Source organism: Roseimaritima sediminicola (assembly GCF_009618275.1).
In the GTDB taxonomy this organism is placed as follows: domain Bacteria; phylum Planctomycetota; class Planctomycetia; order Pirellulales; family Pirellulaceae; genus Roseimaritima; species Roseimaritima sediminicola.
In genome coordinates, this window is the sequence record NZ_WIAD01000004.1 from 197468 (window position 1) to 215882 (window position 18415).

General features: G+C 63.7%; 15 protein-coding genes and 1 tRNA gene. 8 read left to right on the forward strand and 8 right to left on the reverse strand.

Annotation, left to right across the window (positions count from 1 at the left end):
• Positions 1-162 precede the first annotated feature (162 nt).
• Together GE027_RS04285 and GE027_RS04290 are read left to right on the forward strand one after the other, a co-directional pair.
• The gene (locus GE027_RS04285) at positions 163-948 is read left to right on the forward strand and encodes a 3-keto-disaccharide hydrolase (protein WP_153555941.1); all 786 of its coding nucleotides are present in this window, start codon (positions 163-165) and stop codon (positions 946-948) included.
• Between the two features lie 97 nt (positions 949-1045).
• Complete coding sequence (locus GE027_RS04290; protein ID WP_153555942.1) at positions 1046-2092, forward strand: lipid-binding SYLF domain-containing protein; 1047 nt, start codon at positions 1046-1048, stop codon at positions 2090-2092.
• Positions 2093-2682: 590 nt separating this feature from the next.
• On the opposite strand, the gene GE027_RS04295 is transcribed toward GE027_RS04290, so the two are convergent.
• Positions 2683-4695, reverse strand: a complete 2013-nt coding sequence (locus GE027_RS04295; protein ID WP_153555943.1) for a glycoside hydrolase family 32 protein — start codon at positions 4693-4695, stop codon at positions 2683-2685.
• Between the two features lie 196 nt (positions 4696-4891).
• Here GE027_RS04295 and GE027_RS04300 point away from each other — a divergent pair, with 196 nt between their 5' ends.
• On the forward strand, positions 4892-6127 hold the full coding sequence (locus GE027_RS04300; RefSeq protein ID WP_153555944.1) for a mechanosensitive ion channel family protein: 1236 nt from the start codon (positions 4892-4894) through the stop codon (positions 6125-6127).
• Here the strand turns inward: GE027_RS04300 and GE027_RS04305 are convergent.
• Positions 6117-6356 carry a hypothetical protein gene (locus GE027_RS04305; RefSeq protein WP_153555945.1) on the reverse strand — a complete coding sequence of 80 codons (240 nt, stop codon included), beginning with the start codon at positions 6354-6356 and terminating at the stop codon, positions 6117-6119. The two genes, GE027_RS04300 and GE027_RS04305, sit on opposite strands and share 11 nt — an antisense overlap.
• Before the next feature lie 74 nt (positions 6357-6430).
• Between GE027_RS04305 and GE027_RS04310 the strand changes: the two genes are divergently transcribed.
• A complete protein-coding gene (locus GE027_RS04310; protein WP_153555946.1) occupies positions 6431-6964 on the forward strand; it encodes a hypothetical protein in 534 nt (177 codons plus the stop codon).
• Positions 6965-7118: 154 nt separating this feature from the next.
• On the opposite strand, the gene GE027_RS04315 is transcribed toward GE027_RS04310, so the two are convergent.
• A tRNA-Arg gene (locus tag GE027_RS04315) sits at positions 7119-7192 on the reverse strand.
• Between the two features lie 227 nt (positions 7193-7419).
• Between GE027_RS04315 and GE027_RS04320 the strand changes: the two genes are divergently transcribed.
• Positions 7420-8307 (forward strand): DNA adenine methylase, encoded by an 888-nt coding sequence (locus tag GE027_RS04320; RefSeq protein ID WP_237607257.1) that lies wholly within the window; start codon positions 7420-7422, stop codon positions 8305-8307.
• Between the two features lie 81 nt (positions 8308-8388).
• On the opposite strand, the gene GE027_RS04325 is transcribed toward GE027_RS04320, so the two are convergent.
• Positions 8389-9138, reverse strand: coding sequence for an SGNH/GDSL hydrolase family protein (locus tag GE027_RS04325; protein ID WP_153555947.1), 750 nt, complete (start codon positions 9136-9138; stop codon positions 8389-8391).
• Between the two features lie 144 nt (positions 9139-9282).
• Between GE027_RS04325 and GE027_RS04330 the strand changes: the two genes are divergently transcribed.
• The gene (locus GE027_RS04330; RefSeq protein ID WP_237607258.1) at positions 9283-10539 is read left to right on the forward strand and encodes a thiamine phosphate synthase; all 1257 of its coding nucleotides are present in this window, start codon (positions 9283-9285) and stop codon (positions 10537-10539) included.
• A 16-nt stretch (positions 10540-10555) separates the two neighbouring features.
• Here the strand turns inward: GE027_RS04330 and GE027_RS04335 are convergent, their stop codons facing one another.
• Positions 10556-11359 (reverse strand): MBL fold metallo-hydrolase, encoded by an 804-nt coding sequence (locus tag GE027_RS04335; RefSeq protein ID WP_153555948.1) that lies wholly within the window; start codon positions 11357-11359, stop codon positions 10556-10558.
• Positions 11360-11503: 144 nt separating this feature from the next.
• Positions 11504-12475: an NAD-dependent epimerase/dehydratase family protein gene (locus GE027_RS04340; protein ID WP_153555949.1), complete on the reverse strand. Its 972-nt coding sequence runs from the start codon at positions 12473-12475 to the stop codon at positions 11504-11506.
• A gap of 204 nt (positions 12476-12679) precedes the next feature.
• On the opposite strand from GE027_RS04340, the gene GE027_RS04345 reads away from it, so the two are divergent.
• Both GE027_RS04345 and GE027_RS04350 read left to right on the forward strand, forming a co-directional pair.
• The gene (locus tag GE027_RS04345; protein WP_237607259.1) at positions 12680-13852 is read left to right on the forward strand and encodes a S1C family serine protease; all 1173 of its coding nucleotides are present in this window, start codon (positions 12680-12682) and stop codon (positions 13850-13852) included.
• Positions 13853-13930: 78 nt separating this feature from the next.
• Positions 13931-15001 (forward strand): S1C family serine protease, encoded by a 1071-nt coding sequence (locus GE027_RS04350; protein ID WP_153555951.1) that lies wholly within the window; start codon positions 13931-13933, stop codon positions 14999-15001.
• Positions 15002-15234: 233 nt separating this feature from the next.
• Here the strand turns inward: GE027_RS04350 and GE027_RS04355 are convergent, their stop codons facing one another.
• The gene (locus GE027_RS04355) at positions 15235-16056 is read right to left on the reverse strand and encodes an alpha/beta hydrolase (protein ID WP_153555952.1); all 822 of its coding nucleotides are present in this window, start codon (positions 16054-16056) and stop codon (positions 15235-15237) included.
• Positions 16057-16322: 266 nt separating this feature from the next.
• Positions 16323-17996, reverse strand: coding sequence for a sulfatase-like hydrolase/transferase (locus GE027_RS04360; protein WP_153555953.1), 1674 nt, complete (start codon positions 17994-17996; stop codon positions 16323-16325).
• Between the last annotated feature and the right edge of the window lie 419 nt (positions 17997-18415).

Below are 18415 nucleotides of genomic sequence, written 5' to 3' on the forward strand. Positions count from 1 at the left end.
GCGCAGCGGGGGAGAGGGGAGAAAACATTGCGTTTGACCGCCCCGCGTTGCACATAGATTCCGCCCGTTCCAGCAATCCGCAAATCTCAAATCTCAAATCTCAAATCTCAATCCTCAATCCGCAATCCTCAATCCTCGATCCTCAAATCTCCAGAGCTTCCCATGCTGCGTTTCACCCTGCCCTCCGCGTTACTGCTTGCCGTCTGCTTGAACCTCTTGGACCTTTCTCCGGCTCGTGCCGAAGTCGGCTTGGGCGCTGCTCCGCCGCCGGGGGCCGATGTGTTGATCGATGGCACGCGGGAAACCCTGGACGAGAAATGGACCTACTGGCAGGGGCCGGCCTTTGCGTCGAGTCTGCCGATCAAATGGAAGATCGTCGACGATCCGGTCGATGAGGGCACCGTGCTGATGTCCTTCGACCCGGTGGCCGCCGGTGGCAAGTACGGCACGGCCGACATCGTCACCAAAAAGCCCTACCGCGATTTCCGCTTGCACGTCGAATTCCTGGTGACCAAACCCGGCGGCAACAGTGGCGTGTACCTGCAGAACCGCTTTGAAATCCAGGTGCTCGATGGCGATAAAACCAAGCATGGCATGGGGGCGGTGATCAACGAAACCGAATCGCCCTACCACCTGTACAACGGCACCGGCAAGTGGAACGCCTACGACATCGTCTTCCGGGCGGCTCGATTCGAGGACGGCAAACTGGTCCAGAAGCCCTTGGTCACGGTTTACTTCAACGGCCAGAAAGCTCACGAGAACGTCCAGATCAACAAGGTCTGGGGCGGCCCCCGCTCGGGCGTCGACGGCGGCAACGATGGCGGGGCCGGCATCACCGATACGCCCCAGGGGCTGAAACTGCAGAACGAAGGTCACGACGTGCGGTACCGCAACACGTGGATCAAACCACTAACGCTAGCAAAAGCTGACACGTCCTTTTCCGAGTGATTGTCGTTTGCCGATTGGCGAGCAATGCCTACACTTGGCCGCGGGCTTTGCGCATTTCCCGTCTTCTGGCTTTCAATCACTTTACGGAATCGATCCCATGCAACGGATGGCAACGCTTCGTTTCAAGACTTGGATGGTGGGCCTCGCGGTCCTGTTGGCACCGAGCTCGACCGCTTCCGCCCAGCACCAGGAGCAGCGGACGATCCAGTTGGCCTCGGTCGTGCTCAACGAAGCGATGGCGACGCCGGGGAACCGGATCCCGCAGAGCATGTTGGCTGACGCCCACGGCGTGGCGATCATCCCCAACGTGGTCAAAGGCAGCTTCATCGTCGGCGCCCGCCACGGCCGCGGCGTATTGTTTGTCCGCGAACCCAGCGGGATCTGGCACGCCCCGGTATTCATCTCGGTCACCGGCGGCAATATCGGTTGGCAGGTCGGCGTGCAGTCCTCGGACATCGTCTTGGTGTTCAAGACCGCGCGCAGCATTCAGGGCATCCTGGATGGCAAACTGACCCTGGGCGCCGACGTGGCGGCTGCGGCCGGACCGGTGGGCCGCCAGGGCGGGATCGCCACCGACGGCCAGTTGGGCGCGGAGATCTACACCTACTCACGCAGCCGCGGCCTGTTCGCGGGCGTCTCAGTCGACGGCTCGGTCCTGCAGATGGATCGCTTTGCCAACGGGCTGTACTACCGCAGCGGTCCGGCCGGCCAAGTCACCGTACCGCCGGCGGCGACCCAGCTGACGCAGTTGATCGCCAGCTACGCCGGCAGCCGCCCCGTGGTCCCGGCCCCGGAGCATACGACGGCACTTCAGGGCGAGTTCGTCCAGCAGTACGGAGCGGCCGAATCGGAAGTGGTCCGCGACCAACTGCTGGAGATCGCACCGCGGCTGTTCGCCCTGCTCGACGAGCACTGGTCGACGTACCTGGCCCTGCCGCCCGAATTGCTGCGCGGCGAAGACCCTCCGCCGCTGGAATTGCAAAGCACGATTGATCGCTTCCGCACGGTCGCCAGCAATACCCAGTACCAGCAGCTGACCAGCCGCCCCGAGTTTCAATCGGTGTTCGCGCTGCTGAAGCACTACCAGCAGTCTCTGCAAACGTCGCCCACCGAAATACAACTTCCCCCGCCCCCAGCCAAGTGAGCCAAGGCGAGAAGGCAGAAGGCGAAAGGCGGAGGACAAACGTAGCCGAACTCGCCAGAGTTTGGACCGCGCATTCCGGTCGAGGACTCCGCGAAAGAAGCGTCTCAGATCTCCTAACTCTAACGGATTCTATGTACGAAAAGAAAAGATCTCTCCCCTCTCCCCCAAGGCCTGGCGAGCCTAAGCGAGCCAGGATTTGGGGGAGAGGGGTCGGGGGTGAGGGGGGAATGCAGAGCAGCAGCACCATTGCCGTATCTGGATACGGTGCACGGCCCTGGGGATCGTACACCATGAGTCATCCCATTGCACCTGAGCCCCCTCACCCCCGGCCCCTCTCCCACCACTGCTTCACTCGCTGACGCTCGCGGCGCCGCGGGGGAGAGGGGAGAAAACACTGCATTTGACCTCCCCACGTCGCACATAGAATCCGTTAGAGTCAGCAGGTCTCAGATCTCAAATCTCAGATCGAGCACGAGCACGAGCACGAAAAACTCGCCACTCGCCACTCCAAACTCTGGCGAGTTCAGCTACGGGTGGTATCAACCAACAACCAACAACCAACAACCAACAACCAACAACCATCAACCAACCTACCACGCCGATTCCAGTTTCTGGACGGTCAGCGAATGCACTTTCACCTTTCCCCCTTCGGCTCGCATCGCGATCGTGTCCGGGCCGCTGCGGGGGTCGATGTAGTAGGCTCCGAATTGTCGGCCGCCGCCGACGAACGCTTCGACGCTTAATCGATCCACCAGAATGCGCAGCCAAACCATGCCTTCGCGCATCGGCACCTCGTCGATCGTCATCACCTCCACCGGTTCGGCTTGATCGTTCACCCCGGTGTGGAACAGCGAGTTGCGATTGGTGTCATAGCGCAGCGTCACTCGCGGCAGGTCGAAGACGACTTGCTGGGCATCCCCCGGTGAGAACAACACCTCCAAGTCCACCAGATCCAGTTCGCCGACACCTTTCAGAGCGTTCGCGCCGGGTTCGAGCGTCATCCCGTCGGCTTTCCAGTTCTGCTGGACCAGTTTGTTGATCTCTTGGATCGGCCAGCAGAACAAGCGTACGCCTTTGGGCGTCGTCCGCAGCTGCAGCTCGTAGGGAAAGCTCATCTGTTGATTGTGCGGCACGCCGTAGTGTGTGGCCGAATTGGGACCGCCGCGCATCCAGCCCATCTGAACGGCGCGTCCCTCCGGGGCATTGTTAAACGTTTGAGCGGCGTAGAAATTCCCTCGGCCCATCTTCAGTGCCGGCGTCTCGGAAACAAAGCGCTGACCATCGAATTGGCCGATCTCGTAATCAAAGCTGGCGTCGTACAGCAACCATTTCGTGTCCTGTTCGTCGCCGTCGACCGCCAAGGGCAACAGGTCCATGCATTCGAAGGCCCAGTCACGCATCAGGTCCGAAGCGAATTGCCAGTCGACCAGGTTGTCGGAGGTGAAGAATCGAATGCGGCCCGGGTCCCGCTGCACCCACAACACCATCACCCACTGCTTCGACGGCTCGTGCCAAAACACTTTGGGGTCGCGTTCGCCGCTGTTGAAGCCTTGGTTCTCGACCACGGGGCGGCCTTCGTTCCAGTACTTCCAGGTAGCCCCACCGTCGGTGCTGTAGGCCATCGCTTGGTAGAAGGCGGGTTTGGCGGCGAAAGTGAAGAACGCGCACAGCGTTTTGGTGTCACCCTCCTGGACGCCCAAGCGGTTGTTGTGATCGACGACGGCCGTGCCGGAAAAGATCGTCCCGGAGCGGCGGTCCACGCGGTAGGGCAACAGCGCGTGCGGCTGCTGGGTCCAGTGCACCATGTCGGGACTGGTCGCATGTCCCCAGGTCATATTGCCCCACACGGTCGCCAGCGGATTGTGCTGGAAGAACAGATGGTACCGCCGGCCGTCGTAGACCATGCCATTGGGATCGTTCAACCAGTTCCGCTTCGAGACGAAGTGAAACTGCGGCCGGTAGCGTTGGTCATAGCCGACGTCGGGGTAGCTGGTCGCCGTGATCCCATCGGCCAGCGCAAACTCCTTGGACGTATCGACCACCGGCTGGTCGGTGCCGCGGAAGTCGTCGACATTGATATGCCCCCAGCCACCGCTGGCCGCATCGAAGACCTGCAGCCGAGCTTCGCGGCCAACGTACTGCCGCACGTTCGCGCTGTAGGGAACCATCGTCTCGCTGTCGATGCCTGTGGCCAGTTCGACGCGTTCGTCGCCGACCAACAGCCGCACGCCGACTTCGCCCGGCAAGTTCCCCGCTCCGATGCGAAAGCTGATGTAGGGACGCCGAATCGTAAACGGCTGGCTGGTCAGCGTTCCGGTCGGTTGGTCACCGCGAGTCGCCCCGGGCTGGCCCACCGCTCCGGTGTAGCGTTCGAAGCCGCCGATCCACCACTCGCCCTGCACGTTGGCCGTTTCGCGGTTCCGTGCTCGGCTGTTGTCCCCTTTGGTCGGCTGATCGACAAACGCCTCGCCTTCGGCCGTCCAGCCTTCAAGCGTGCCGGTTTCGAAGTCCGAATTGGGAAACAGCAACTCGTCCCCCTGGCTTCGGCCCATCAAACAAACCGACAGCAACAGCCCACACACCAGTCCCACGTTTCTCATCATCAACCTATCGAAAAAAAACCTTCGCGACCTCGAATCATTTTTTCCGGCGCAGCCCCGTCACATCGCCCCGCGTTTTTCAGGCCTCCCATCATAACTCCCCCGCCCCCTAGCCGCGGTTCCCCTACGCCTCGCGTCTCCCCAGCGGCACGAACTTTGCTCTACCCCCTCGTCTCCCTTCGCTCATCTTTGGATTGCCATGTCTGCTCTGCGGTTCTGCTGGTCGTTTCTCTTGCTGTTGTGCTTGGCGGCCCCGCTCTCGGCTCAGGATCTGACCGGCTCGGGGGAATCGGCCGACGAGCCGGCCAGCGAGGCCGAATCCGATGCGCCGGCCGAGCAGATTGGCGTCAAGGACATCGCCGACGACGACGCCATCCGCAATCGGCTTGAGAAGATCTATGCGGCGGCCAGCAACGCCGGTTGGTTGACCGGCAGCGAGGTCGTTGTCGACAGCGGCATCGTCACGCTGACCGGGCAAGCCGACACCGCCGAGCACCGCGAGTGGGCGAGCAAAGTCGCGAGAAACACCGAAGACGTCGTCGCCGTGATCAACGAATTGGCTCTGGACGACACGGTCAGCCTCCAGAACACGCAGACCACCGTTCGCGAGTCCCTGGAAACGTTGTGGTCGGATTTCCTGGAACGTTCGCCGCTGCTGTTGATCGCTCTGATCGCACTGATCCTGACGTACCTGTTGGCCAAGGCCATCGGCTGGGCGGTCGAGCGGTTGCTGGACAAGCGCGGGCTGCGCACCAGTTTAAAGGATCTGATCTACCAGCTGACCACGATTGCGGTCTGGATTGTCGGTCTACTGATCGCCACGGTGATCGCCTTTCCGGGAATGACTCCGGCCAAAGCGCTAACGGTCCTGGGGCTCGGTTCGGTCGCCATCGGCTTTGCCTTCAAAGACATTTTCGAAAACTTTTTCGCCGGTATCCTGATCCTCTGGCGCTACCCCTTCGACCGCGGCGACTTCATCAGCTGTAACGACATGGTGGGCAAAGTTGAACAGATCACGATCCGCAACACGCTGATTCGGCGGCTCGACGGCGAACTGGCCGTCGTGCCCAACGCCAATCTGTTCAAGAACCAGGTCGATGTCCTGACCAGCCAACCGCAGCGGCGCGTGCGGCTGACCTGCGGCGTCGCCTACGACGAGGACGTGGACCAAGCGCGCAAGGTGATCCACGAAGCGGTCGCGGGATGCGACAGCGTGCAAGGCAAACGCACGGTCGAAATCTTTGCCCAGGAGTTTGCCGATTCCAGTGTCAATTTCGAAGTCGCCTGGTGGACCGGCAGCAAACCCGTGGACATCCGCCGCAGCCGTGACGAAGTGGTCGCGGCGATCAAGCGAGCCCTGGACAAAGCCGGCATCGAGATCCCCTTCCCCTACCGCACGCTCACCTTCAAAGACGAAACCCTTTTCAAGAACTAGTGGCATAGGCTTCCAGCCTGTGAACAGTGGCATAGGCTTCCAGCCTGTGAACAGTGGCATAGGCTTCCAGCCTGTGAACAGTGGCATAGGCTTCCAGCCTGTGAACAGTGGCATAGGCTTCCAGCCTGTGAACAGCGGCATAGGCTTCCAGCCTGTGAACAGTGGCATAGGCTTCCAGCCTGTGAAAGCCCCCACGCACCACCACGACCTTCACCCACGCCGAAATCACTATTGCGATCCCTCAACAGAATCAACACCACCGGAGAACTATCCGCCCCGCCCTACCCTATCGAAGACGTACCGATGAAGCTCGTCGCCTACACGCTTGCCGCCCTGTTTCTTGCCAGCACGTTCTCCGTAGGCCAGGCCGCCAACCAACCGCTCGCGACGCCACGCGAGGCCTCGTCCCTCAAGGCCGACGCCGCATCGAACCAGCACCGCGAAGCTTCGGACCCGGCAGACGTACCTGCAGCAAGGAAGGCGGAACTGAAAGCGGACCAGAAATACGACCAGCGCATCTACCGCGTCGCCGATCTGATACGGGCGACCAAGAACCCTGCACACGAGGGTGAAACTGCCGACGGTGATTGGACCGCGAAGGACCTTGCTCCGATCATGAATTACCTCCAGACCAAGGTCGCACCGGCCACCTGGGGACAAACACGAAAGGGCAACGCCACGCTCGCACCCTATCCGAAAAACGCTTCGCTGGTGATCTTTCAAAGCCGGCACGTGCACGAAGAAATTGGCAAGGAACTCGCAAGGCTCCGCGAAGCCTATCAAGTCATCGACCAATTTGCGCAGCTCGCCAACGCCGCAGACATGCCGACGAAGTAGAGCCCGGCGTTCGTCGAGAGTCGAAGAAGACGCTGTTACGGAACCACAAGACCTGTGTCAGCCCGCGGCCTCCGGCGAGACCGGCACGGTTCACGGCGCTACGGTTTTTCGCGGCCCAGCGGCTTTCCTCACAGGCTGGAAGCCTATGCCACAGTACCCCCGGCAGGATTCGAACCTGCGACCTACGCGTTAGGAATGCGTTGCTCTATCCAGCTGAGCTACGAGGGCGTGATTGCGGGCCATTTTAACGCTCGGTCCGCTCGCCGGGCAGGCCCATTGTCGCTCGGCTGTCTCAGCCGAAACCCATCGCCTTCTCGGCCGGGACGGCCGAGCTACTTTCGGCGGAGCGAAAGGCGACACTTTTGCCCGCTAGCGCTGTGCTCGCTCAGCCGATAAACTGCGGTTCAACCGCACCCCTGCATCCGCCTTCCCACCCTTACCCTGACCTGGCTGCGATGACTCAATCCCCCCTGTTCGAAGATGCCCAAATGGCGGCTAAGCCGAACGCTGCGATCGACAACAAGCAAACCAAGGGCAAACCAAAACCAAAACCATTGACCCAGCCGCTGAAGTGGCATGGCGGCAAACATTATTTGGCCAAACGCATCATCGATCTGATGCCCGAGCATCTGCATTACGTCGAACCGTTTTTCGGCGGCGGTTCGGTGCTGCTGAACAAAGACCCTCACGGCGTCTCGGAAGTCATCAATGACGTCCATCGGGAACTGACCAATTTCTGGCGCACCCTGCAGGACGAAGAGCGGTTTGCTCGGTTCATGCGAGTGGTCGAAGCGGTCCCGTTCTCCGAAGTCGAATGGAAGGAATCCTTCGAGCCGACCGACGACCCGATCGAGCAGGCCGTGCGATTCTTCATCCGCTGCCGCCAAAGCCGGGCCGGCAAGCTGAACGCCTTCGCGACGCTCAGCCGTAACCGCACGCGGCGACAGATGAACGAACAGGCTTCCTCGTGGATGAACGCCGTCAACGGCCTGCCCGAGATCGCCCGGCGGATGCGGCGCGTGGTCGTGCTGTGCCAGGACGCCGTCAAGGTCGTCAAGCGACAGGACGGCGACAACACCCTGTTCTATCTCGACCCGCCCTACGTGCACGAAAGCCGCGTCACCACGGCGGATTACGATTTCGAAATGACCACCGAACAGCACGAACGGCTGCTCGACGCGATCTGCCAGTGCAAAGGCAAAGTCCTGTTGTCGGGCTACCCGAACGAGCTGTACGACCAGCGGTTGAAAGACTGGAACGTGGTCGACATCCAGATCGACAACAAGGCGTCGAGCAAAAAGAACAAGCCCAAGATGACCGAACGGCTGTGGATGAATTATTGATCACAGGCTGGAAGCCTATGCCACTGCTCACAGGCTGGAAGCCTATGCCACTGCCCACAGGCTGGAAGCCTATGCCACTGCTTAGAGGGCTTGGCGGATCTGGCCGGCGACTTGCTCGGCCAGGTAGCGTGAGCCGTCTGGAGTGAAGTGGACGTTGGCCGGCCGCTGGATTTTGTCCAGCCGCTCGATCGCCGCGGTGTACAGGTCGTTGGTTGCGATCTCGTGCCGCTGCATGATCTCGGCGGCGATCTGGTTGTACTTCTTGCTGTCGCCGACGACGCGGCCGCGAGCCCCTTCGGGCACCGGCGTGGTCGCACACCAAATCAACTCCGCCCCGGTCTGCTTCAGCCGCTTGACCAAGCTTTCCAGATTCTTGGCGTACTGCTCCGGCGGCACCTGCTGGCGACTGCCCTCCGTGTCGACCGGTACCAATCGATCGCCCTGGCCGCCGATGTACTTCAAATCGTGCAGGCCCCAGTTGAAATGGATCACGTCCCACGACTTCTCGCCCAGCCACTTGTCCAGCTGGTCCAGGCCGCGCGTGGTGGGACCGCAGTTGGTCAGCGGCCGAATCACGTTGGCTTCGCCGGCGAGCAGCTCGCGGACCGGGACGGTGTAGCCGATCGAAATCGAATCGCCGATCAGCAGCACGCGAGGCAAATCCGGCTGCTCGTCGACCGGTTTCATCGGCTGATCCTTCTCGGCCGCCTGCTGCGGCGCTTGCGAGCCAGCGCCGCCGGCGGACGAATCACCGGCGGACTGGGCGAAAGCGGGAACGGCGAGCGCAAACGCAGCGGCGAGGACGACGCAGGACGGGACGATCCGGGACATAGCAACTCCTTAGCAGAAGGCATCAGCAGGGTCGAAGCGATGGGTTAGCGATCAGATAGGATACTCCAAATCCAAGCGGCAAGCGGCGTAGCTGAACGTGCCGTAGCCGAACGCGCTGGAGTCTAGCCTTTAGGCGATCGACCCTTGCGAACCCGACGGCCAACGGTCATCTTGCTGCTGGCCCTGCACCGCTTGAAACGAAACCCTTTCTCCGTTGCCGCTGTGACCACCACCCCACCTTCATTGCCGCCCGATGACAAGCCGGCCGCCGCCGGTTCGGGCTCGGCGGATGCCGCGGCGGCACTGCGCATCATCGATGCTTCGCGCAACCGCGCCGCCGAGGGACTGCGGACTCTGGAAGATTACGCCCGCTTCGTGCGCAACGATGCCGAACTGTCGCGAGCCTTCAAAGGGCTGCGCCACGACCTGACCGCCGCGCTGGCCCCGCTGCCGCGACACCAGCTGCTGGCCGCTCGCGACACCGAAGGCGATGTCGGCACCACGATCCAAACCACCGCCGAACTGTCTCGCGTGTCCACCGCCGCGGTCGCTCACGCGGCGGCCGCCCGCTGCCAACAAGCGCTGCGCAGCATCGAGGAATACCTCAAATGCGTGCACCCCGCGGCCGGCCCCTCGGTCGAAGCGATCCGGTACCGCACCTACACGCTGGAAGCCGCTCTCGAAACTCCCGTTCTCGAAACTCCCGAAACTCCTGCGACTCCCGACGTCGTGCGCCGCACGCTCGCCGCCGCCCGGCTGTACGTGCTGATCGATGGGGGCGACAGTGACGAACAACTGCAACAGCGCATCGCGGCCCTGATCCGCGGCGGCGTCGACATCTTCCAGCTGCGCGACAAACGGCTGGACGATCGGCGGCTGTACGAACGAGCCCTCGCGGCGGTGCACGCCGTACGCACCCACTCGACGGCTGCCTCCCCCGCTCGTCGCGAGGATGCGGCGCCGCGACCGCTGCTGATCGTCAATGACCGCGCCGACATCGCCGTCGCGGCCGGTGCCGATGGAGTGCACGTCGGCCAGGACGAGCTGCCCTTGGCGGCGGTCCGGCGGATCGTCGGCCGGGATCGCTTGATCGGCGTGTCGACGCATCGTGTCGGCGAAGCGGAACAGGCCCAGCGTGACGGAGCCGACTACATCGGCTGCGGACCGACATTCCCCAGCCGAACCAAGAGCTTTACGGCGTTCGCGGGACTGGCGTTTCTACGGGAGGTCGCCAACCGCGTGAGCTTGCCTGCATTTGCGATCGGCGGCATCGATGCCGGCAACGTCCAGGACGTCCAAGCGGCGGGATTTGAACGCATTGCCGTGGCCGGAGCCGTCACCGCGGCGGCCGCCCCCGAACAGGCCGCCCGCGAGCTGAAACAACGACTATGCAACTCGTAGTGGACGAGGCAACGAGTCAGGCCTCGACTTCGCCGACCCCGTCGGGCAGCGTTCCGTCGGCGACCTCGTCTTCCCACTGATCCATCAACGGCCACGACTCGGCCAGGGTGCCGAAGTCGGCCATGGTCAGGTACCCATTCAACCGCTCGATCGTCGCGTCCAACATCGCGTTGTCCTTGCGGAAGATCGGTCCGTGACTGGGCAGCAACCACTCGACATCGCTGTCGCGGATCCGCGTCAGCGAACGGATGAACGCCTTGATGTCGCTGCCGTGGTGAGCGTCGATGGCGCCCACGCATCCGTCGCGATAGATGTTGTCGCCGCTGAGCAGGATGTTGTCGATGCGGAAGGCCAACTGGCTGTCGGTATGGCCCGGCGTATGCCAAACCTCCAACTGCTTGTTGCCCACCGTCAGGATGTCGCCGTCGTTGATCTGATGCTCGATCTCCACCTTGGGCATGTCCATGTGCAGCCCCTGCGGTTCGATCTCGGCCAACGTCATCAGCCGGTCGCCCGCTTGCAGGGGTTTGACGGCGTTGGGATGCGAGGTCACGGTGGTGCGCAAAATCTGCTTGGTCTTGGCCAGCCCCTGAATGTGGTCCACATCGGCGTGCGTCGCGACGATCGTCTTGCAACGGGACAGCGGAAAATCCAGCCGACGAATCACTTCGATGAAATCGTCGACCGTTTCCTCATAGCCGATATCGATCAACAACCATTCGTCGCTGTCATAGACCAGATAGACATTGCAGCCGAAAACTTCGCCCGCTTGGAAATTCAGTTCGATTACGCCGGGAAACATCGGCTTGCGAGACAGCATCAGGTGTTCGACTCCGCTGGATAAATCCGAGCACGGTAACAAGAGAAAAACGAATGAGCCCGCACGGGACGACAGCCCCGGCAGGGTTTGCACAATGATTCAGGACTCCGCGGTCTAGGACCCCGCGGTCTAGGCCCCCGCGGTTCAGGACTCCGCCCGCAGGATGTCGCGGAGCCCGGCACGGTAGTCGGCGAATTGTAGTCGAGGCAGTAAGTCCTGCCGCAGGCGAGCGTTCCAGATGCGCTTGTTGCTGCCGCCTCGACGGCCCGCCGACGAGCCCGCTTCGGGAGCCACGAAGCGCGGTGGATCGCAGCCGCTCAGCCGAGCGACCTCGCCGTAGAAGTCTCGGCGACGCACCGCCGCGCCATCGCTGACGACATAATAACGGCGACGCTGTTTGGGGCCAGCCTGCCAACACGCCAGCACCGCCGCGGCCGCGTCGTCGACGTGGATCAGGTTCAAGTAATGCTCCGGCGCGGCCGGGATCGGCCGGCCCTCGCGGACGTTGCGAACCAGCGGCACCCGGCCCGGACCATAGATGCCCGCCAGCCGCAGCACGGTCCACGGATGGCCCCCCCGATCGCCCCGCCGCTCGCTGCCCCCACCGCCGCGGAGCTCGCCCAACAGCCCCTCGGCCTGCAGGTGCACCTTCGCGGACTCCGAACGCGGCCAGCATGGTGAACGCTCGTCCACCCAGCGGCCATCGTCCTGGTGGTATACGCCGGTGGTGCTGATGTAACACAGATCGGCACCGGGGTCGGTCGACCGCAGCAGATTCCGAAACCCGTAGTACTGGCTCTCCAACCGGCTCTCACCGCTGTCGCGGTCGTAGGCCACCGCGACCAGGATGCGCTCGTGCGGCGGCAGCGCTCGCAGGCTGGCCCGGTCGGTCCAGTCGGCTCGCACCGGTTCGATGCCCTGCTGGGCTAACTGTCTGGCCCGGTCGGATTTACGCGTCACCGCGGCGACGTGCCAGCCGTCCCGCTGCAATCGGTCCGCAACCCGCAGCCCCAGGTACCCACAGCCCACGATCAGGGCCCGCCCGGCAGCGTCCTTCGCCTTGTCGCGACCATCCGCGGCGAATCGAGAAGCGGTGGACGAATTTGCAGCGGACATGGTCAGTGTGATCCGGAGAGCGTGCGCGGAGCCCAGAATTTGGACCCGGGGGTTGGTTTATGGTTAAAATAAAACGTCAGTATACCGATCCTGGCTAATTGTCCGATCCCCAGCCGGACCGAACTTTCCGCGGCAAGACCGCAGAACTCGCTTATTCCAAAGTCCCCGAACCGCCGAGCCGCCATGCGTTTGCCAGGTCTGTCGTTGTACCTTATTCCCCGCAGGTGGCTCCTCGCGGCGTTGCTGATCGCTTCGCCGCTGCCAGCTGTCCCGCCGGCGGTTGCTCAGTCGCCCACGGACCAAGCGGCATCTTCGGCGAACGTGGTTGCGGAACCCTCGCCGGCGGACGCCCCGGCCGAACCGACTGCCGCTGCTTCCGGCTCGGCCAGCTTGACCGGCTCGGCCAGCGACGGACTGACCTACGTCCAGCCGCCCGAGCGGTTGGTCGGTTTGATTCGCCAGGGCAAGGTTCCCTCCGATTTGGAGGAATTATTGGCGCTGGAGCAGCAGCAAAAAAAGATCGCCGAGCTGGCCGCCGAATGCACGGTGAATGTTCAGATCAACGGCCACGAGGCGGGCAATACCCAGGGCTGTGGCGTGGTCATCACGCCCGACGGGTTTGTCCTAACCGCGGCCCACGTGGCCGAACGACCGGGCCTGCGGGTGCGTTTGACGTTCGCCGACGGCCGCACCTACGCCGGCCGGACCCTGGGCATGAACCGCGAAGTCGACGCGGGGCTGATCCGCATCGAACCGGGCCAGAACGACGGCAGGCCGTGGCCCCACGCCTCGCTGGGTTCCAGTGAAGACCTGCGGCCGGGCATGTGGTGCGTGGCGACCGGGCATCCGGGCGGCTACGACCTCGATCGTGGGGTGGTGACCCGCGTAGGACGAATCCTGAGCATCCGGCCCGGATCAATCGTCACCGATTGTGCGTTGATCGGCGGCGACAGCGGCGGTCCGCTGTTTGACATGCAGGGCCGCTTGATCGCGGTGCACAGCCGAATCGGTAACGACGTGGCCGACAACCTGCACGTGCCGGTCGACCACTACAGCGACTCCTGGGACGATCTGTGTGCCGGCAAAGCCTGGGGATTCCTGCCGGGTTTCCGTCCTGTCCTGGGCGTTCGCGGGGCACCGGACAGCGAGCTGGCGATCATCGATTCGGTCCATCGTCGCTCTCCCGCCGACCAAGCGGGGATCCAAGCCGGCGACATCATCGAACGATTTGGCCAGGACGCGATCACGGATTTCCAGTCGTTGAAAGATGCGGTGGACCAAACCATGCCGGGCAAACGCGTGGTGATCCGGCTGCGACGCGATGGCCAAGTCAAACGTGTCATCGTCGAGATCGGCCGCGATCCGCGTTCCGATTGAACCAAGCCTCACGACCACATTGCCGACCCTCGCTTGCGCTTCTCACAACCTCTCATCCTGTGCACCTCGGTGAATACCATGCTTCGATCACTGTGCCTCGCCTGCCTGGGCATCGTTTTTGCATTGCCCACGTCAGCGGTATTGCCCACGCCAGCGGTCTGGGCCGAGGACCTGGGAACGCCCGACTGGATGAAGGCGCACTTGGGATCGCGGATGTCCAACCGCCGCGACAACGGCCAGATGATGCGTCTGATCGCTCCGCTGGCCCAGCAAGCCGGCTACGCCACCGTCCAGGTGCTCTCGGCCGGCAAACCGGTGGCGCTCGGAACGATCGTCTCGACCGACGGATACGTGTTAACGAAGCACAGCGAATTGAGCGCCGATCCGATCCGCGTCCGGTTGCCCGATGGCCGCCTGATGCAGGCCCGGATCGCGGCGGTTCGCCGTGCGGTCGACCTGGCGCTGCTGCAGGTGGATAAAGTTCGCGGCCTGCCGCGGGTCCAGTTTGCCACCGACGAACCCCAGATCGGCAGCTTTCTGATCAGTGCCGGTCGCGGCGACGCGCCCATCGGCCTGGGCGTGATGGGCTCGCAACCGCGGAGCGTCGGGCACGTGGGCCGCTTGGGCGTGGCCCTTCGCAACGACCAACAGGGCTTGGCGTTGGTCGACGGCGTCTGGCCCTCGAGCGGAGCGGACGAAGCTGGGGTGTTGCCCGGCGACCGCATCGTCGCGATCAATGGCAAGGACGAAGCCGGACAGAAACAAGTGATCCAAGCGCTGCGAGGCATGTACCCCGGCGAGATCGTGCGGCTGACACTCCAGCGCGACGACACGACGGTGGAGGTCGAAGCCCAGATCCGCGACTTTTCGCTGATGCAGGAATCCGAGAACGATGCCCGCGTCAACGGCGAGCGAAGCCAGCGGTTGAGCGGTTTTGAGCGGGTGATCCAGCACGACACGGTGCTGGAACCGGACCAGTGCGGCGGTCCGGTGCTGGACACCCAAGGCAACGTCGTGGGAATTAATATCGCTCGCGCCGGCCGCGTGGTCAGCTACGCCCTGCCCGGCTCGCTGGTCCTGCCCGAGCTGGTCGAGATGCTGAAAGAAGCCCGCGACACCGACGACGCCGCCCTAACGACCGCCAACTAGTGGCCGTGCCCGTAGCCGAACAGTGGCATAGGCTTCCAGCCTGTGAACCAGTGGCATAGGCTTCCAGCCTGTGAAAGCCTCCCCAAACCGGGGCTATCGCCCAAACGGCTCGGCTACTTTCGCGGAGCGAAAGGCGACACTCAGCTACTTTCGCGGAGCGAAAGGCGACGCTCAGCTACTTTCGCGGAGCGAAAGGCGACATTCAGCTACTTTCGCGGAGCGAAAGGCGACGCTCAGCTACTTTCGCGGAGCGAAAGGCGACACTGCTCCATCAGCCACCCGACCGCTTCGCCCAGCTCTTCCAGTTGCGACTCTTCGGGCATCTCGTGGTGCTCGAGCCCTTCCCAGCGCACCAAACGAATCTCTCCGGCGTAAGCGTCGCGGATCAATTGCTGCAGAGCCGGCGGAACCATCGTGTCGCACTCGGCCTGGATAAACACCGCGGGCATGTCGCACTTCGGCGCCGTTTCCAAAGCGTCCATCTCGGCGGGAATGCCCGACGAGATCCAGCGGGCCACGGGCCGGACCAGCGGATGCAGCAGCGCCGCGCGGTGCCGCAGCGCGACATGCGGGATGGTCTGCACCAACGGCGGCGGGTTGCGCAGGATCAAACCATCGACCGCTCGCTGGGACGCTTGATACAGGGCGCTGGCACAGCCTAGGCTGTTGCCCATCACCCACACCCGCGTCTGCTCGCCGCGTCGCCGCTGGACCACAGCATCAAAAAAATCCAGCGCCGCCGCTGGCAGGTTCGCAAACGAGGCTCTCCCCGGGCTGCGACCATAGCCGGGCGGGTTCCACGTCCACACCTCGGCGTGCACCTCGTCCAGAAAGTTCACCGGCAACTGGCTGGAACGTTCCGCCCGCCCGCCGGTTCCCGGCAACTTGATCACCAACAGCCGCGGCTTCGTTTCACTCAGCCCCTGTTCGGCGTGCACGAACGCTTCGATCCGTCCATACGGCCCCGCCTGCAGTTCGACCCGCTGCTGAGTGCCCGGTTCGATCTCATCGGTCGACGGCAGCAACACCACACGGTCGGCGATACGCGTACGCAAATTCAATTTCACTGACTCCGGCGGAATCGATGTATGGCCTGCGGTATCCGAACGCAGCAGCCACGAGGTGGCGATAGGCTGTAGCCATGGGCGCCAGCCCATGGATCTGTAGCTCCACGCTTCGGCTAGTCCCGGAGGGACGACAGGAATGCAGTTCCTGCCGTCCCTCCGGGACTGAACGGTCCTATCATTTCCCATTCCACGGGCTGACGCCCGTGGCTACAACCTGCCGTCCCTCCGGGACTAACTTGGCCCTCTGCCACACATTACCACAGCAAGCGGCCGCGGCGGTCGATCCCGCCGACAAACTCGGTGTGGTCCTCGTAGCGTCGCCAGGCACTGCGCGAAGCTCCATCGACGATCACCCAGTCCTCATAAGCGGCGATCGGGTTGGCTTGCACCAGCAGCAGCGGTCGGGGTCGCGGCAGCTCCACGCGGCCGCGGGCCAATCCGGCCAGCACCGCGGCCGCATCGGCGTGCACCGTCGGATGGTCGATACGCAGCGCCCGGGCGTCTCCACCGGCGATCACAAAGGGAACCCGCGTCTGCGCGTCGCTCAACCGGCTCCAGTGCGCGATCGTACCGTCGTCGTACAGCGATTGCCCGTGGTCTCCGGTGACCGCCAGGATCAAATCCTGATCGACCAGATGCGCGAGCTGGCTTTGCAGGATCTGGTCCAGCCGAAACGCGCACGCGCGGTAGCGGTTGGCGATCGCCACACCGCGGCGACTGAGCGGGTCGGCCGGCAACAACAGCATCGCATCCGAAGCCTGCGGCTGAAACCGCGGGTCGCCGGCGGTATCGGTTTCATAAGCGAAGTGCGTCGCGGTCAGGAAGACGACGGCGAACATCGGCTTGCGGTTGCCGTCATCGCGTCGCTGCTCGACGGCCCAGCTCAGCTGCTCGACAGCCCAGCGATCGCCCTGCCACCAATCGGCATGGGAGCGGGTGAGGCAACGATCGAAATGCGCTGGAGAAAGCATCCTGCCCCAGGCCGCGTCCCCCGAGGGTTCGCCGCCGGCGATCAACACCGTTTCGCGGCCCGACTGCCGCATCGCTTCCAGCAGCCGCAGTGGCCGCTGAGCCGCCAGGTGCTCGGCCGCCCCACTGGCCGTCGACCCGTTCAAGAGGGAAAACAATCCCGGCAGCGAGCTGTTCGCGCCGCTGTAGTGTTCCGGAAAGGACGTTCCCTGCTCGGCCAACCGGCTCAGGAACGGCATCGTCTCAGGCTCCACCGCGTCGGGCCGCAGCGATTCGATCACGACCAACACAATGTTCTGCGAAGGCTCGCGTTCGAGAGAACGGGGTTCCGCTTGCGGCCGGGCATCGAGCGTGGGCAGTTGCCGCTGCCACCCGGCGGGCAACCGCTGCGGCGCGTGGGCCAGCGGCGGCAGGCGGTCTCCGCCGACCCAGCCGACCAGCAGGACAGCGGCGGCCGATGCCGTCACCACGCGGCTCCAGCGGGCCGGCAATTGTCGCCGCCGCAGCAGCGAAACCGCTGCGCGAACCGCCAGACAGCTGACGAGAATCGTGGCTACGCCGGGCACGAACAGGGGCAGGTGCCGCGTCACACCGCCGCTGCCGAGCCACTGCTGGGCGTCGGCTCCAAAGCAGATGGCCAAGTAGAACCAGACCGTCCGGCCGGCGACCCACAGCACGTACAGGTGAGCGGCCCAGAGCCCGCCGACAAACGGAATCCAAAAATCGACCAACCGCTTGCCGAGGCCTCGGTCCAGCGAACCGGGCAAGCGATGGGCAATGGCGATCCAGCCCGCGGCCAGGACCAACCAGCTGACGGCCGCCGTCCAAACGGCCCATAGCACAGCGACCATCAAAGGCAACGACGCTACCAGAACCACGGCCGTCGCCACCGCCCCGAGCAGACACACCGGCAGCAGGACCAGCGGCACATTCAGCGAGGGCGAGGCAGGACAACGCAAAGCAAGACTCAACGGTTTTCAGTAAGCAAAGCACGCGAAAAACCGTAGCGTCTCGTCAAGTCGCCCGGCCCCCTGAGCCGTTTGGGCAATAGCCCCGGTTCCCGCCAGGTGTCCGATCGAGACTGCGGCGTGGTAGCCACAACGTGTCGTCAAGTCGCCCGGCCTCCTGAGCCGTTTGGGCGATAGCCCCCGTTCCCGCCGGGCGTCCGATCGAGACCGCGGCGCAGCAGCCACAGCGTGGCGACATGTGGTAGCCCCAGGCGCGAGCCTGGGGTGCCGCCCCCCACCGCGGCGCAAGTCCCGGAGGGACGACATAAAATGCTCCGGCCGCCTTCGCACGTTTGGCATGGCCTCATCCATGTCGCCCTTCCAGGGCTTGGCGGATGGTTTGCGCATGCGTTTCCCCGGGCTCGCGCCCA